The sequence below is a fragment of the Corallococcus macrosporus genome (assembly GCF_017302985.1).
Lineage (GTDB): Bacteria > Myxococcota > Myxococcia > Myxococcales > Myxococcaceae > Corallococcus > Corallococcus macrosporus_A.
Window position 1 is genome coordinate 197,777 of record NZ_JAFIMU010000009.1, and the last position, 13,072, is coordinate 210,848.

Below are 13,072 nucleotides of genomic sequence, written 5' to 3' on the forward strand. Positions count from 1 at the left end.
CCGAGCAGGTCCCGAGTGGGCTTCGTACGCATTGGGCTCACACCCGCTCAATGGTCATGGTGAGAAAGGGGACTTCAAATGCTCGGACAATCGCCATTGCGGCGGCCATGGGAGCCGCTCCTCGGGACCTGGCCCTCCGGCGACTCCTCCCCCAGGGAGATAGGCAATCGCTATCAGCTCCTCCGGCGCCTGGGGAGCGGCGGCTTCGGGACGGTGTACCTGGCGAGGGACAGGCTCGGCGGGCTGGTGGCCTTGAAGCGGCTGCGCTCGAGCCGCCATGCCCATGCAGGCGGGGATGGCCCCGCCTGCGAGCTTCCGTCGAAGCATCGCTACCGGGCCATGCTCGTCCTGGCGCATGAGTTCGAGGTCCTCGCCTCGCTGCGCCACCCGAACATCATCAGCGTGATGGACTACGGCTTCGACGGGTCGCAGCCCTACCTCGTGCTCGAGCTGCTCAACGAGGCGCGGACCTTCACGCAGGCGGGACGCGGGCAGCCCCGGTCCGTGCAGGTGGACATGCTGGTGCAGATGCTCCAGGCGCTCCACTACCTGCACCGGCACGGCATCATCCACCGCGACCTCAAGCCGGCGAACATCCTGGTGCTGGACGGGAAGGTGAAGCTGCTCGACTTCGGCCTGGCGGTGGGCCGGGAGCAGCGGGTGCGCGCGATGAGCTCCGGGACGCCGGGCTACCTCGCTCCGGAGGTGCTCCGGGGAGAGGCCCCCTCGGAGCTGTCGGACCTCTACGCGGTGGGCGTCCTCGCCTACGAGCTCTTCGTGGGCAGGCATCCGCGGGTGTCATGCTCCCCGCGGCCCCTCCGCGAGGAGCGCTCACCCCTCGCGTGGCTGGACGCGCCGGACAGCCTGGACGGGGACAGCGGGACCGACAGCCTCGAGCCCGACCTCGCCTGGATCGTCGACGGGATGATGGTCGGGATGCGCGACCCTTCCGCGTGCCGGGTCTACGACATGCCCCAGGAGCTGGAGCCGGGGCTGGCCCAGCTCCTCCTCAAGCTGCTCGACCCGCTGCCCCACAACCGGTTCCAGAGCGCGGACCTGGCCATCGGCGCGCTGTGCGCGGCCACGGGACAGAGCCTGCCCGTGGAGACGGTGGCCACCCGCGAGAGCTTTCTGCAGGCGGCCCGCTTCATCGGCCGCGAGCGTGAGCTGGGGCTGCTCGGCGCCGCCCTGGAGGACGCCGAGCGGGAAGAGCGGGGCGGGGCGTGGCTGGTGGCGGGCGAGAGCGGCGTGGGCAAGTCGCGCCTGCTGGACGAGTTCCGCGTCCGGGCGATGGCGCGAGGCATCCCCGTGCTGCGCGGGCAGGCCGTCCGCGCGGGGGGGCTGCCCTACCACGCGTGGCACGAAGTGCTGCGCGCGCTGACCTGTCTCACCGAGCTGGGAGACTGGGAGGCGTCGGTCTTCAAGCCCCTCGTGCCGGACATCGCGCAGGTGCTGCGCCGCCCCGTGGCGGACGCCGAGCCCCTGGCCACGGAGGCGGCCGACCAGCGCCTCCTCCTCGCGGTGGAGGACATCTTCAAGCGGCTGCCCCAGACCACGGTGGTCCTCCTGGAGGACCTCCAGTGGGCGGACCATTCGACGCTGGCGCTGTTGAACCGGCTCGCGAGGCAGGCCTCGGGGACGCGGCTGCTGCTCCTGGTCAGCTACCGGGATGATGAGCGTCCCAGGCTGCCGGAGGAGCTGCCGGGGCTCCCGGTGCTGACGCTGCCCCGGCTGTCCTCCGCGGAGATCGCCCAGCTCAGCGAGTCGATGATGGGCTCGCCCGGGCGCGCGCCGCGCGTGCTCTCGCTGCTGGAGCGTGAGACGGAGGGCAACCCCTTCTTCCTCATCGAGGTCATCCGCTCGCTGGCGGAGGAGTGCGGGCGGTTGGACTACATTGGCCACGTGCCCCTGCCGGCCGCGGCCTTCGTCGGAGGCATGCGCTCCATCGTCGAGCGGCGGCTGGGCATGGTGCCCCCCAGGGCGCGCGGGCCGCTGCGGCTGGCGGCCATCCTCGGCCGGGACATCCACGAGGAGCTGCTGCGGGAGGCCTGGCCCGCGCTGGACGTGGCGGGCTGGCTCGTCGAGTGCGCGGACGCGGCGGTGCTGGAGGTGATGGGGAACCGCTGGCGCTTCGTCCACGACAAGCTGCGAGAGGGGCTGCTGGACAGCCTTCCCCCCGAGGACGCGGGGGCCCTGCACCGCGAGGCGGCGAGGGCCATCGAGTCGGTGCACCCGGACGAGGCGGGGTGGATGGCGGCGCTCGCCCACCACTGGGGCGAGGCCGGCGACGTGGCTCGCGAGGCGCGCTACTCCGAGCGGGCCGGCGAGCACGCCATGTCCGTCTACGCCTGCTGCGAGGCCATTCCGTATTTCGAGCGGGCCCTGGCCTTCGCCAAGGCCCGGCCGGACGGGGCCCGGTGGGTCATCCACCTGGAGGGCCGTCTGGCGGAGGCCCATTACCTCATGGGGCAGATGCAGAGCTGCCGCTCCTACCTGGAGCGGGCGCTGGACCACCTCGGCTGTCCCGTGATGCGGCTGCTGAAGGGCTCGAAGCTGGGCGTCGCGCGGCAGGTGCTGTGCATGCTGCTCCAGTCCGTGGCGCCCTGGGCCTTCCGGGTGAGGTCCGCCGAGCGCCGGCAGCAGCGCATCGAGGAGGGGCAGTTGCTGTGGATGTTGAGCGACATCTTCTGCTTCGCCCAGGACGTCCCCCGGCTGCTGTGGACGGCCTTCCGCCTGCTCAACGTGCTGAAGCCCACCGGGCCTTCACTGGACCTGGCCCTTGGCCACATCACCATGGCCACGGTGCTGGGCAGCCATCCCTCCTTGCGCCCGCTGGTCGAGAAGTGGCACGCGCGCGGCATGGAGACCGTCGAGCACCTGGGGGCCTCGACCGACATCGCCTACGCGCTGGTGCGCCGCTCGGTCTGCAGCATCGGGTACGCCCAATGGCAGGCGGTGGAGACGTGGGGGGAACGGGCCCGGCGGCTCTCCGATGCCGCCCGGGACTTCCGGCGCGCGGAGGAGAGCCGCATCGTGCTGCTCGTGCCCTGGGCGTACCGCGGGCAGTTCCGGCGGAGCATCGAGCTCTCCTACGAGCTGGAGGACTCCGCGCGGAGGCGGGGCTCCGCCCAGACCCTGCACTGGGGGCCCGGCGTCCGGGGCGTGCCCCTGGTGCGCATGGGCCGGGCCAGCGAGGCCGTGCGCGAGATGGAGGAGGAGCTGCCCTGGCTCGAGGCCCACGGCGGGGCATCGGAGAAGGTCGTCGTCCAGGGCTCGCTCGCCCTCGCGCTGCTGCGGCAGCACGAAGAGGCGCGGGCGCTGGAGCTGGCGGACCGTGGGCTGGTGCTGCTGCGGGAGATGACGCCCGTGGCGTACTGGATCTTCGCGGGCGCTACGTGCGTGTGCGAGGTGTACCTGAGCGTGTGGGCGCAGCGTGGCGGGGAGGCGCTCTCGAAGGAAGAGCCGCTGGTGCGCTCGGCGCATGAGGCCTGCAAGGCCCTGAGGCGGTTCGCCCGGGCCTTCGTCATCGGCAGGCCGTTCGCCCTGCTCTGCGACGGGCTGGAGGCCGCGCTCTCCGGGCACCCGCGCCGCGCGCGCCGGGCCTGGCGGCGCTGCGTGAGGCGTGCCCAGGCCCTGTCGATGCCCTACGAGGAAGGGCGCGCCTGGTTCGAGCTGGGGCGCCATGGGCCCGCCGAGGAGCCGGTCCGGCGGGAGTACCTGGCGCGCGCGATGGACCTCTTCACCCGGCTTGAAGCGCGCGATGACCTGGCGCGGGTCGAGTCGGTGATGGCGCAAGCAGGGAGGTGAGGGGCGACCGTGGGGGCACCGCGCCGGTGGCCAGCTCCAGCGCGGCGCCCACGAACTCATTCGTCCTCGTACCCCTGGCTGATCTCGATGATGTTGCCCTCCGGGTCGGCTATCCACGCGGACCGCCAGCCTTCGATGAAGTCATCGAAGTCCATGGGCTTGAGCGTCACGCGCGCATCGGCGCCCAGCTCCGCCAGCTTCGCGTCCACGTCGTCGACGTTGAACGCGATGTGCCGCCAGCCGGGATACCAGGGCCCGTCCGCGTCCGGCGCAATCACCGGTGCGGGCTGCCGCGCCTGGAAGAGCTCCAGGGAGAGGCTGCCGGACCTGAGGAACACGATCTGCTCGTTCCCCAGCGACACGACGCGGACCCGCTGGAAGCCGAAGTGCTTCGTGTAGAACTGCTCGATGCGCAGCGGATCCGCGCAGGCCAGGGCGAGGTGCAGGAACTCGGGTCGGGTCATGGACGGAGGCCCTCCAGGTGCTCGGCCTTGAGCAGGTCGGCGCAGCGCTCGGCGATCATGACGATGCCCGCGTGACAGTTCCCCGAGGGGACGGACGGCATCACGCTGGCGTCCGCGACGCGCAGGCCCTCCACGCCAAACACGCGCAGCTTCGGATCCACGACGGCCATCGCATCGAGCCCCATCCGGCAGGAGCCGGCCTGGTGGTGATACGAGTCCGCGCTCTCCTGGAGGAAGGCCTGGAGCTGGGCGCGGGTCTTGACCTTCGGTCCGGGCATCCGTTCGTCGCGCACCCAGCCGGAGAACGCGCGCGTCGCGAAGAGCTCCCGGGCCATCTCCACGCCCTGCATCAGCCGCTTCCTGTCCGCTTCGTTCCCCAGGTAGTTGGGATGGACGAGCGGCCTGTCCAACGGGTCGCCGCTGGCCAGCCGCACCCAGCCGCGCGCCAGCGGCCGCACCACCCCGGGCAGGATGCTGATGGCGTTCGGATACCGCAGGCCGACGGTGCCATTGAATGGCACGTGGACGAAGGCGAGCTGCAGGTCGGGCCCCACCTGGTCCGGATGGGATTTCCAGAAGAGGGCGCACTCGGACAGGTTGAGCCGTGGCGCGGGGACGCGGGGGGCGCACTCGCGGATGACGCCGGAGAGGACGTGGTTGTGGAAGTTCTCGCCGACGCCGGGGAGGGCCGCCCGCACGGGGATGCCGAACCGTGCGAGCTGCTCGGGCTGACCGATGCCCGACAGCATGAGCAGCTTGGGCGACTCGATGGCTCCACACGAGACGACCACCTCCCGCGTGGCGTAGGCGCGCTCGAGCCCGCCCTGGCGGTGATACTCGACGCCCACGCAGCGCTCGCCCTCGAAGATCAGCCGGGTGGCGTGGGCCTCCGTCACGAGCGTGAGGTTGGGCCGCGCCAGGGCCGGGAGCAGGTAGGCCGCGTTGACGCTGTGGCGCTTGCCGTCCCGGATGTTGAGGTGATGCCACCCGGCCCCCTCCATCGTCGGGCCGTTGAAGTCCCCGGTCGAAGGAAAGCCCAGCTCCTGGCAGGCCTCCAGGAACGCCTGGGAGGTCGGGTTCGGTCCGTGGTCCTTGGCGTTCGTCACCGGAAGCTGGCGCTCCAGCTTCTGGAAGTAGGGCAATACATCCGAGTAGGCCCAGCCGTGACATCCCTGACGGGCCCAGCCGTCATAGTCAGACGGGTGCCCGCGGACATGCATCATGATGTACAGGTTGGAACTGCCGCCCATCAGCTTTCCGCGAGGCTCCTGGGTGACCCGGCCGCCAAGCGCCGCCTGGGGCACGCTGGTGTATCCCCAGTCAATGGACGAGCCGAGCATCAGGGGCCACGCCGAGGGGCGCGTGACCTCCTCCGGTATCTGGTCGCCGCCCGCCTCCAGGAGCAGCACCCGGCACCCGAGATCCTCACTCAGCCGGCTGGCGATGACCGCTCCCGCCGAGCCGCCTCCGACCACGATGAAGTCATGGACAGTCATGGTGTCCTCACTCGCTCTCGCGGGCCTGGCGCGGCTGCGGTTCGAGGATGGGGGCGAAGGGCACGCTGTCGTGGAAGTTCGCCATGTAGGCGATCTTCCCGTCCTGGATGAGGAAGTAGTTGGCGACCTCCGCTTCAATGGGCTTGCCGCCGGCGCTGGTCGCGGAGATGTGAGACACCACGCAGGCCTGGGCACCGTCGATGACGAAGTACCGGGGGGTGTTCTGGAAGCGTGAGTACACCTGCTGGATACCGGAGACGGCCCCCCGCAGCGCGGTGAGGCCTTCCAGATGCCCGGCCAGCTGCTCGTCCATGACGAGGTGCTCATCGAAGAGCCCGAGCCAGCCCTCCCAGTCTCCCGCATTGACACACTCGTAATACCGGTCGATCACGCTACGGACGCTCATGGTTCCTCCTTCTGCTTTCGGGAGGAGATAGAGCGGGGTGGAGTCCGCTGTGACGGCGCAATCACAACCGGGAGGGGCGCGCTCTAGTCCCGCATGAAGACTCCCATCACCCTCGAGCAGATCCGGCGATTCGCTTCCGCGTGGTACCAGGCCCTGGACCAGCATGTGCCCGTGGAGGAGTGCTTCAGCCTCGTGGCTGAGGACGACCTGCGCATGCTGTTCCCGGATGGAGACATCCGGGATTTCGACAGCTTCAAGACCTGGTACGAGCGGGTCACCCATCTCTTCTTCGACGAGAACCACAACATCCAGAGCCTCGAGGCCACCGTCCGCGACGACGAGGCCGAGGTGAAGATCGTCGTGGGATGGCAGGCCAGCTGGTTCGAGCCGCCCGCCGCGAAGAGCAAGCGCGTGTCCCTGAACGCCACCCAGGGCTGGCTGCTGCGCCGCTCCATCCGGAACGTCCACGGGCTGGAGATCGTCTACTACGACGCGACGGTCGAGCCCTTCATGTACGCGCCGGGCTTCGCGCGCCTGTAACGGACAGCACCGGGCGTGAGCAGTGCTCACGCCCGGTGCCGCCCCTTCAATCCATTACACCGGCGACCAGAACTGGTCGTACTGGGCGGTGCCATCACCCATGATGGCCCCGCGGCCTTCCGTGACCTTTCCGTCACGCCACCGCAGGACGTGGACGGCGGTGATGTCCAGCTGCTTGGCGGGATTGCCCGCGCGCTGCCCGCGGTTGCGCGTCACGTCCGCCGAGTACTCATCGCTGGTGGTGGTGCAGAGGTTCTCCATGTGGAAGCTGTTCCCGGACAGCTCACCCACCTGGCGCATGAACCCGAGGAACCCGTCCAGGCCCTCCTTCCAGCCTGACAGCAGGTTGTGGCCGGGCACATACCAGCGCATGTCTTCGGCCCAGTACTGCTCGATTTGATTCCGGTCTCCGCTCATCAAGGCCGCGTAGGCGTTCGCGACCTGCTCGGGTGTGACTGTGGGCAAGGTCATTCTCCTTGGGCCTGGCTGGCGAGCCGCTGGGGGATGGGCGCGAGCTGGTGGGACTGGTTGAAGAACTGGTCCGCCGCGTGCTGGTCGCTGAGGTAGACCTGGACGTCCCGGATGCGGCCGTCCACGACGTGGTAGTGGGTGCAGTTCCTCGCGTCGAGCCGGGCCGTGCCCGCCTGCCCGTAGCCGCGATGGACCTCGACGACGAAGTCCTCACCGAAGACGTCGATCTTGATGAGGTCGACCTTGATGTTGGACTTCACCAGCTGCGCGAAGAAGGCGATGACCTCGTCCGCGCCGGACTTGGTGCCCGCGAGCGGGTGGTGGCCCGGCAACCGCCACTCCAGCTCCTCGGAGAAGACCTCCCGCTTGAGCGTCTCCATGTCACCGCGGTTGAAGCAGTCATACATCTTCTGGACCAATGCAACGTTGGGGTGTGTCATGTCTGTCCTTTCTGGACAACAGCGTGTCTGGGGTTCCAATGGGCTGCTGGGAACGCCTGCCGCCCGGCTCAGCCCGGCCGCGCCGGAATCACGCCCAGCTGCTGCATCAGCCCGACCAGGTCCTGCTCCAGGTACAGCTCGCGGATCTTCCCGTCGACGATGCGGAAGACGTCCGCGCCGCCCATCTCCATGCGCTTGCCCGTCGCCGGCATCCCCATGAAGGACCCGGTGTTCGTGCCCCGGAGCTTGTAGATGATGGCCACGAACTCGCCGTTCTCGTCGTCGGCGACGACCTCGTTCTCGAAGCGCATGTCGGGGAAGGCCTGGTGCAGCGAGGCGCCGTAGGCCTTGATGCCCTCCCGGCCCTGCCGCAGCTCCGGCGGGACGTGGCGGCTGTGGATGACCGCGTCCTCGCTGAAGAGCTCATCCACCGCCGCGGCGTTGCCCTGCTCCAGCCACTCGCTGTGCGCCCGAAGCCCCAGGTTCTGTTCCTTCTTCGTCATCATGTGTCCACTCCTCTGGATGGGTGTATGGGTTTGAAACACGGGGTCGCTGCTAGTGCGCGCCCGGCGAGGGCGCACCGCCGATCTGCTGGAGCAGGCCCAGCAGATCCGGCACGCCCCAGTGCTCCTGGATCTTCCCGTTGGCGACGCGGAACACGCCGAGCGACGCCCAGACGGCCTGCTTGCCGCTGGGCGGAACGCCCATGAACACACCCTGATGGGTGCCCCGGCCGGTGACGTGTGACGTGACGAAGTCCCCTTCGCCCACCAGGTGCTCGATGGTGAAGTGGACGTCGGGGAAGGCACCGCGGAACAGCGAGGGAATCATCCGCACGGCGGCCAGCCCGGGAGGGGCGCCGGGGGGAAGGCTGTGATCGACGTAGTCGGGCGCGAAGAGGTCCGGGATGGGATCCAGGTTGCCCTGGTTGATGACCTCCTCCACGAAGCGACGGTAGACGGCCTTGTTGTCTTCAATCGACATGGTTCGTTGTCCTGGGATGTGAGGGTGAGGGGTCAGCGGGAACCGGGGCCGCTCCGCCGCGGATCGGGCGCGAGCCCCATCTGCTGCGCCACGCCCAGCGTGTCGATGGAGCCCCAGCGCTCGACGATCTTTCCGCCGACGATGCGGAAGACGTTGATGCCGTTGAGCTGGAGCTCCTTGCCCGACGGGGGCGCGCCGAACAGCGGAGCCCCCCGGTGGGTGCCTCGCGCGACCCAGTGGTGCGCCATCTTGTCCCCCTCGCCGAACAGCACGTCGTGGGAGACGTGGAGGTCGGGCATGGCGGCCCGGAACATGCCCACCACCGCCAGCGGCCCCGCGATCCCCGGAGGCAGCCCGGGGATGGGGGGCGCGTGGACCACCGCGTCCTTGCCGATGAACTCCGCTTCCTTGTCCAGGTTCCCCTTGTTCCAGACCTCGTCGAAGTAGCGGCGGATGAACTCCTTGTTCTGCTCCACGGACATGCAGTCTCTCCAGGTTGAAGGGATGATTCCGGCGGTTCACCGACGAACCGCCGACGCGTTTCGTGCGTGAGCCATTGGAGACAGCGGGGGCCGAAGCGTGACGGTCCGGGCCGCGCCTGCCTGCTCTCCGGACGAGGCGCGCCCCGACCTTCGCGGGGACCGCGTCACATCCGTGGCTCCCGGGGTCCGTATCTCGTCGCAAGCCATCCCCCATCCAGGAGCCCCATGACCCTCGCCTCTTCACGTCCCGCGCATGTCCGCATCCGCCCATCCCTCACAGCCGCGGAGCCGGAGGCCGAAGCGCCCGTGCCCGGCGCGTTCCTGCGCGCCGATGCCAGCCGCCGGGTTCCCGTCCGGTTCCAGGGGAGGGGCGCCTCGCTGGCCGGGCACCTCTACCGTCCTCGTGGCGCGGCCAGCACGGAGCGCACGCCCGGCATCGTCCTCTGTGGCCCCATTGGCAGCGTCAAGGAGCTGGTCGTGCCTCACTACGCCGAACGGCTGGCGGACGCGGGCTACACGGTGCTGACCTTCGATCCCCGGGGCTTCGGCGAGAGCGAGGGCACACCCCGCTTCCACCATGACTCCAACCGCGTGGTGGACGACTACGCGAGCGCCGTCAGCTACCTGCTCACGCGCGACGACGTCGACCCCGCGCGCGTCGCGGCGCTCGGCGTGTGCATGGGCGGTGGCCATGCCGTCTCGCTGGGCGCGCGCGACAAGCGGCTCAAGGCCGTGATTGCCATTGGTGGCGCCTACAACACCGGCGGCATGCTCCAGAAGTTCATGGGCGTGGACGGGGCCGCCGCGTTCTGCCGGAGCATCAACGACATCCTCCAGCAGCAGTACGTGAACGGAGACGTGCGCTACGTCCCCGCCGTGGCGCCAGGGCTGTCCAAGGAGGTGCCGCTCGCGGTGATGCCCAACGCGGAGGCCCACGGCTTCTACACGCGGAGCCAGGCGGACGCGCCCACCTGGGCGAACTTGATGACGGTGGGCTCCATCCTGTCGCTCTTCTCCTACAACGCGGTCGCCCAGGCCCCGCTGGTGGCCCCCACGCCGCTCATGGTCATCCACGGCACCCGGGACGGGACGATGCTGCCCGAGTACGCCCAGCAGGTCTTCGAGGCCGCGGTGGGGCCCCGGGAGCTGGTCTGGATCGACACCCAGAACCACGTCCAGCTCTACGACCAGCAGCCCTACGTGGACGAGGCCACCGCGCACGCCATCCGGTGGTTGGACCAGCACCTGGGCCGTCCGTAGCCATCACAGCCGCCAGACGAAGGGTCCATTCACTGCCTCAACAATCCCTCACGCAAAGGATGTCGTGAAATGCCAATCATCTCCATCCGCTTCATCAAGGACGTGGTCGCGACCCCGGAGCAGAAGAAGGAGCTGGTCTCCCGGATGACGGACACCTTCGTCAGCGTCCTCGGAGACGTGGTCCGTCCCTTCACGTACTGCCTCATCGAGGAGGTGCCGCAGGGGCAGTGGGGCATCGCCGGCGTGCCGATGCCGGACCTGCCCTTCCTGACGGGGGAGGAGTACGCGCGGATCTACAAGGACTCGAGCGACGTCATGAAGGCCGCCATCGCCCAGATGAGCGCGGCCAACGACAACGAGCCCTCGGATTCGTAGCGCACGGCCCCGCTTGGGAAAGGACGGATCCTCATGGGAAATGAGCAGAACAAGGCCCTCTTGCGCCGCTGGCTGGACGAAGGCTGGTGCCAGGGCAACGTCGACGTCGCGGACGAGCTGATCGCCACGGACTTCGTGGTCCACGGCGCGGGAGGGCAGGCCATTCCCTCCGGCCGCCAGGGCGTCAAGGACCTGGTGCGGGAGTGGCGCCGGGGCTTCCCGGACGGCCAGATGCGGGTGCTGGACGAGCTTTGCGAAGGAGACCTCGTCGGTGTCCGGCTTCTCTGGACGGGAACCCACCTGGGCCCGTTCTACGGGGTCGCGCCGAGCGGCCGTCGGGTCACCTGCGTCTCGCTGGGCCTCGACCGGATCCAGGATGGGAGGATCAGCGAGGGCTGGGGCGAGCTGGACATGCTCGGCCTCATGCAGCGCATCGGCGGTGTGCCGGGGCCGGCGTCCAGCGCGCCACCCGCCCCGGGTCTGGCGGCGCCGACCCGGCCCGGGCCGGCCCCCTCGTCGGTCGCGGAGAACAAGGCGGTCGTGCGCCGCGTCCTCCAGGCCACCGGGGATTGGGACCTCGAGGCGATCCGTGAGGCGTGTGACACGGACCGCTACGTCGAACACGCCCCGGGCCGCAGCAGCCTCCCGCTCGAAGAGGCGCTCAGGGCGGACTCGCAGTGCCGGGCATCCCTGCCGGACCTCCGCTTCACCCTCGACGCGGAGCGGATGGTGGCGGAAGGAGATCGCGTGCTCGTCCGCGGCACCTTCTCCGGGACGCACACGGGGGCGCCGCTGTTTGGCGCGCCTGCTTCCGGCAGGAGGCTGCTGTGGGGAGGCATCGACATCTTCCGCGTCTCGGAGGGCCGGCTGACGGAGCGCTGGCGGTGCTCGGACACGCTGAGCCTGATGCAGCAGGCGACCGCCGCGGTTCCGAAGCCGTAGCGCGGTTGCGCACCCACTTCTGACTCAAGGACAGTCATGACCACTGAATACAAGCAGCTCGTCATCCGGTATGTGGAAGAGGTCAACCGGGGCAACTTCGACGCGTTTGACACACTGGTCGATCCGGCGTTCATCGACCACGATCCCATCCCCGGGCAGCAGCCGGGCATCCCCGGGCTGAAGGACGCCTACCGGCAGTTCCTGACGGCCTTCCCCGACATCCACTTCACCTTCGAGGACGTCTTCTGCGAGGGCGACCTCGTCGTGGGCCGTGGCGTCATCCACGGCACCCATCGGGGGACGTTCATGGGGATGGCCCCGACCGGGAGGCGCGTGCGCTGGACGGGGACGCGCCTGTTCCGCGTGCGCGGCGGCCAGGTCACCGAGGGATGGATCAACCTGGATCTGCTCGGGCTGGTGGCCCAGCTCAGCGCGCCCTCGGCGCAGCCGCTGCCCGCCGAGGTGGGGCCGGGGGACATCGACCTCCTCGCGAGGCCGGTCCCGCCCAACGGGGGAACGCCGGAGCAGAACAAGCCCGTCTTCCGCCGGATGATCATGGAGCTGTGGAACCAGAAGTGGCTCGACATGGCCGACGTGCTCTTCACGCCCGGCGCCACGAGCCCCACCGCGCCGAACCTGCCCCCGGGGCCCAGCGGGGTGAAGCAGCTCGCCGGCATGTTCCTGAAGGCCATCCCGGACCTTCACATCGAAATCGAGCAACTGGTCGCGGAAGGGGACCGCGTGTTCGGCAGGTTGCGCGAGACCGGGACGCACACCGGCGACCTGGTGACTCCGGCCGGCATCATCAAGGCCACGAACAAGCCCGTCAGCTTCACGGAGATGGCCATCGTGAGGTTCGAGGACGGGAGGATCGCGGAGAGCTGGTACGACGTGGACATGGCGGGCCTGCTCATGCAGATCGGCGCGGTTCCCGGCCCGTCGTAGCCGTTGCACCGGATGGCGCAGCCAGAAGCCCAGCAACCCGGTGGGCTTGCTGGGCTTCTGAAAGAGGCCCGGCGGCTACTTCTCCTGCGTGACCTTGTTGTCCATGCCGGTGCGGCTGATCTTCGGCTTGGACTTGCCGTGACCGCGCTTCCAGGTGACGGAGTTGGAGCTGCCCGTGACCTCGATGGCACGGGTGGCCTCCACCTTCACCTTGTTGCCGGTGCCGGTCACGGAGACGCTCTTGCACTCGCCGGTCAGCGTCACGGTGTTGGACGCGCCGGTGACCTCCACCTTGGTCTCCGGCGTGCACTCGTGGGTCGAGGTCTCGCCAGAGCCGGTGATGTCGATGTCGCCCGCGCCCTCCGCGTCGTCCTGGGCGACGGCCGTCATCGGGCCGAAGGCACATGCCACCATCATGAACACTGCTGCTCCAAGCTTCTTGTTCATCCGTGTCCCCTGT

At 69.3% G+C, this 13,072-nt stretch carries 15 protein-coding genes; 6 read left to right on the top strand and 9 right to left on the bottom strand.

What is annotated here, in order from left to right; genetic code table 11:
• Positions 1 to 78: 78 nt before the first annotated feature.
• On the top strand, positions 79 to 3,807 hold the full coding sequence (locus tag JYK02_RS28840; RefSeq protein WP_207055848.1) for a serine/threonine-protein kinase PknK: 3,729 nt from the start codon (positions 79 to 81) through the stop codon (positions 3,805 to 3,807).
• A gap of 56 nt (positions 3,808 to 3,863) precedes the next feature.
• On the opposite strand, the gene JYK02_RS28845 is transcribed toward JYK02_RS28840, so the two are convergent.
• From JYK02_RS28845 to JYK02_RS28855, 3 genes are read right to left on the bottom strand one after another with little or no spacing between them, the layout of a single operon-like run.
• On the bottom strand, positions 3,864 to 4,271 hold the full coding sequence (locus JYK02_RS28845) for a VOC family protein (protein ID WP_207055850.1): 408 nt from the start codon (positions 4,269 to 4,271) through the stop codon (positions 3,864 to 3,866).
• A complete protein-coding gene (locus JYK02_RS28850; RefSeq protein ID WP_207055851.1) occupies positions 4,268 to 5,767 on the bottom strand; it encodes a GMC family oxidoreductase in 1,500 nt (499 codons plus the stop codon). The genes JYK02_RS28845 and JYK02_RS28850 overlap by 4 nt, the downstream gene beginning before the upstream one ends.
• Before the next feature lie 7 nt (positions 5,768 to 5,774).
• A complete protein-coding gene (locus JYK02_RS28855; protein WP_207055852.1) occupies positions 5,775 to 6,173 on the bottom strand; it encodes a nuclear transport factor 2 family protein in 399 nt (132 codons plus the stop codon).
• A gap of 93 nt (positions 6,174 to 6,266) precedes the next feature.
• Here JYK02_RS28855 and JYK02_RS28860 point away from each other — a divergent pair, with 93 nt between their 5' ends.
• Positions 6,267 to 6,713 carry a hypothetical protein gene (locus JYK02_RS28860; RefSeq protein WP_207055853.1) on the top strand — a complete coding sequence of 149 codons (447 nt, stop codon included), beginning with the start codon at positions 6,267 to 6,269 and terminating at the stop codon, positions 6,711 to 6,713.
• Positions 6,714 to 6,767: 54 nt separating this feature from the next.
• On the opposite strand, the gene JYK02_RS28865 is transcribed toward JYK02_RS28860, so the two are convergent.
• The 5 genes from JYK02_RS28865 to JYK02_RS28885 all read right to left on the bottom strand — a co-directional run bounded on the left by JYK02_RS28865 (position 6,768) and on the right by JYK02_RS28885 (position 9,090).
• Positions 6,768 to 7,178, bottom strand: a complete 411-nt coding sequence (locus tag JYK02_RS28865; RefSeq protein ID WP_207055854.1) for a nuclear transport factor 2 family protein — start codon at positions 7,176 to 7,178, stop codon at positions 6,768 to 6,770.
• A gap of 2 nt (positions 7,179 to 7,180) precedes the next feature.
• Positions 7,181 to 7,624: a nuclear transport factor 2 family protein gene (locus JYK02_RS28870; RefSeq protein WP_207055855.1), complete on the bottom strand. Its 444-nt coding sequence runs from the start codon at positions 7,622 to 7,624 to the stop codon at positions 7,181 to 7,183.
• Between the two features lie 68 nt (positions 7,625 to 7,692).
• Complete coding sequence (locus JYK02_RS28875) at positions 7,693 to 8,130, bottom strand: ester cyclase (protein WP_207055856.1); 438 nt, start codon at positions 8,128 to 8,130, stop codon at positions 7,693 to 7,695.
• Positions 8,131 to 8,179: 49 nt separating this feature from the next.
• Entirely contained in the window at positions 8,180 to 8,608 is a 429-nt protein-coding gene (locus JYK02_RS28880; protein WP_207055857.1) for an ester cyclase, read from the bottom strand.
• Positions 8,609 to 8,640: 32 nt separating this feature from the next.
• Positions 8,641 to 9,090: an ester cyclase gene (locus JYK02_RS28885; RefSeq protein WP_207055858.1), complete on the bottom strand. Its 450-nt coding sequence runs from the start codon at positions 9,088 to 9,090 to the stop codon at positions 8,641 to 8,643.
• 225 nt (positions 9,091 to 9,315) lie between these two features.
• Between JYK02_RS28885 and JYK02_RS28890 the strand changes: the two genes are divergently transcribed.
• The 4 genes from JYK02_RS28890 to JYK02_RS28905 all read left to right on the top strand — a co-directional run bounded on the left by JYK02_RS28890 (position 9,316) and on the right by JYK02_RS28905 (position 12,612).
• Entirely contained in the window at positions 9,316 to 10,350 is a 1,035-nt protein-coding gene (locus JYK02_RS28890; RefSeq protein WP_207055860.1) for an alpha/beta hydrolase, read from the top strand.
• 69 nt (positions 10,351 to 10,419) lie between these two features.
• On the top strand, positions 10,420 to 10,725 hold the full coding sequence (locus tag JYK02_RS28895; RefSeq protein WP_207055862.1) for a tautomerase family protein: 306 nt from the start codon (positions 10,420 to 10,422) through the stop codon (positions 10,723 to 10,725).
• A 33-nt stretch (positions 10,726 to 10,758) separates the two neighbouring features.
• Positions 10,759 to 11,667, top strand: coding sequence for an ester cyclase (locus tag JYK02_RS28900; RefSeq protein ID WP_207055864.1), 909 nt, complete (start codon positions 10,759 to 10,761; stop codon positions 11,665 to 11,667).
• 36 nt (positions 11,668 to 11,703) lie between these two features.
• Entirely contained in the window at positions 11,704 to 12,612 is a 909-nt protein-coding gene (locus JYK02_RS28905) for an ester cyclase (protein ID WP_207055866.1), read from the top strand.
• A 75-nt stretch (positions 12,613 to 12,687) separates the two neighbouring features.
• On the opposite strand, the gene JYK02_RS28910 is transcribed toward JYK02_RS28905, so the two are convergent.
• Positions 12,688 to 13,059, bottom strand: a complete 372-nt coding sequence (locus JYK02_RS28910; protein ID WP_207055868.1) for a DUF3060 domain-containing protein — start codon at positions 13,057 to 13,059, stop codon at positions 12,688 to 12,690.
• Positions 13,060 to 13,072 lie beyond the last annotated feature (13 nt).

Excerpts from the sequence above, each read along its gene's own strand:
- JYK02_RS28840 (WP_207055848.1), top strand. The coding sequence starts at position 79 with ATGCTCGGACAATCGCCATTGCGGCGGCCATGGGAGCCGCTCCTCGGG.
- JYK02_RS28845 (WP_207055850.1), bottom strand. The coding sequence starts at position 4,271 with ATGACCCGACCCGAGTTCCTGCACCTCGCCCTGGCCTGCGCGGATCCG.
- JYK02_RS28850 (WP_207055851.1), bottom strand. The coding sequence starts at position 5,767 with ATGACTGTCCATGACTTCATCGTGGTCGGAGGCGGCTCGGCGGGAGCG.
- JYK02_RS28855 (WP_207055852.1), bottom strand. The coding sequence starts at position 6,173 with ATGAGCGTCCGTAGCGTGATCGACCGGTATTACGAGTGTGTCAATGCG.
- JYK02_RS28860 (WP_207055853.1), top strand. The coding sequence starts at position 6,267 with ATGAAGACTCCCATCACCCTCGAGCAGATCCGGCGATTCGCTTCCGCG.
- JYK02_RS28870 (WP_207055855.1), bottom strand. The coding sequence starts at position 7,624 with ATGACACACCCCAACGTTGCATTGGTCCAGAAGATGTATGACTGCTTC.
- JYK02_RS28875 (WP_207055856.1), bottom strand. The coding sequence starts at position 8,130 with ATGATGACGAAGAAGGAACAGAACCTGGGGCTTCGGGCGCACAGCGAG.
- JYK02_RS28880 (WP_207055857.1), bottom strand. The coding sequence starts at position 8,608 with ATGTCGATTGAAGACAACAAGGCCGTCTACCGTCGCTTCGTGGAGGAG.
- JYK02_RS28885 (WP_207055858.1), bottom strand. The coding sequence starts at position 9,090 with ATGTCCGTGGAGCAGAACAAGGAGTTCATCCGCCGCTACTTCGACGAG.
- JYK02_RS28890 (WP_207055860.1), top strand. The coding sequence starts at position 9,316 with ATGACCCTCGCCTCTTCACGTCCCGCGCATGTCCGCATCCGCCCATCC.
- JYK02_RS28895 (WP_207055862.1), top strand. The coding sequence starts at position 10,420 with ATGCCAATCATCTCCATCCGCTTCATCAAGGACGTGGTCGCGACCCCG.
- JYK02_RS28900 (WP_207055864.1), top strand. The coding sequence starts at position 10,759 with ATGGGAAATGAGCAGAACAAGGCCCTCTTGCGCCGCTGGCTGGACGAA.
- JYK02_RS28905 (WP_207055866.1), top strand. The coding sequence starts at position 11,704 with ATGACCACTGAATACAAGCAGCTCGTCATCCGGTATGTGGAAGAGGTC.
- JYK02_RS28910 (WP_207055868.1), bottom strand. The coding sequence starts at position 13,059 with ATGAACAAGAAGCTTGGAGCAGCAGTGTTCATGATGGTGGCATGTGCC.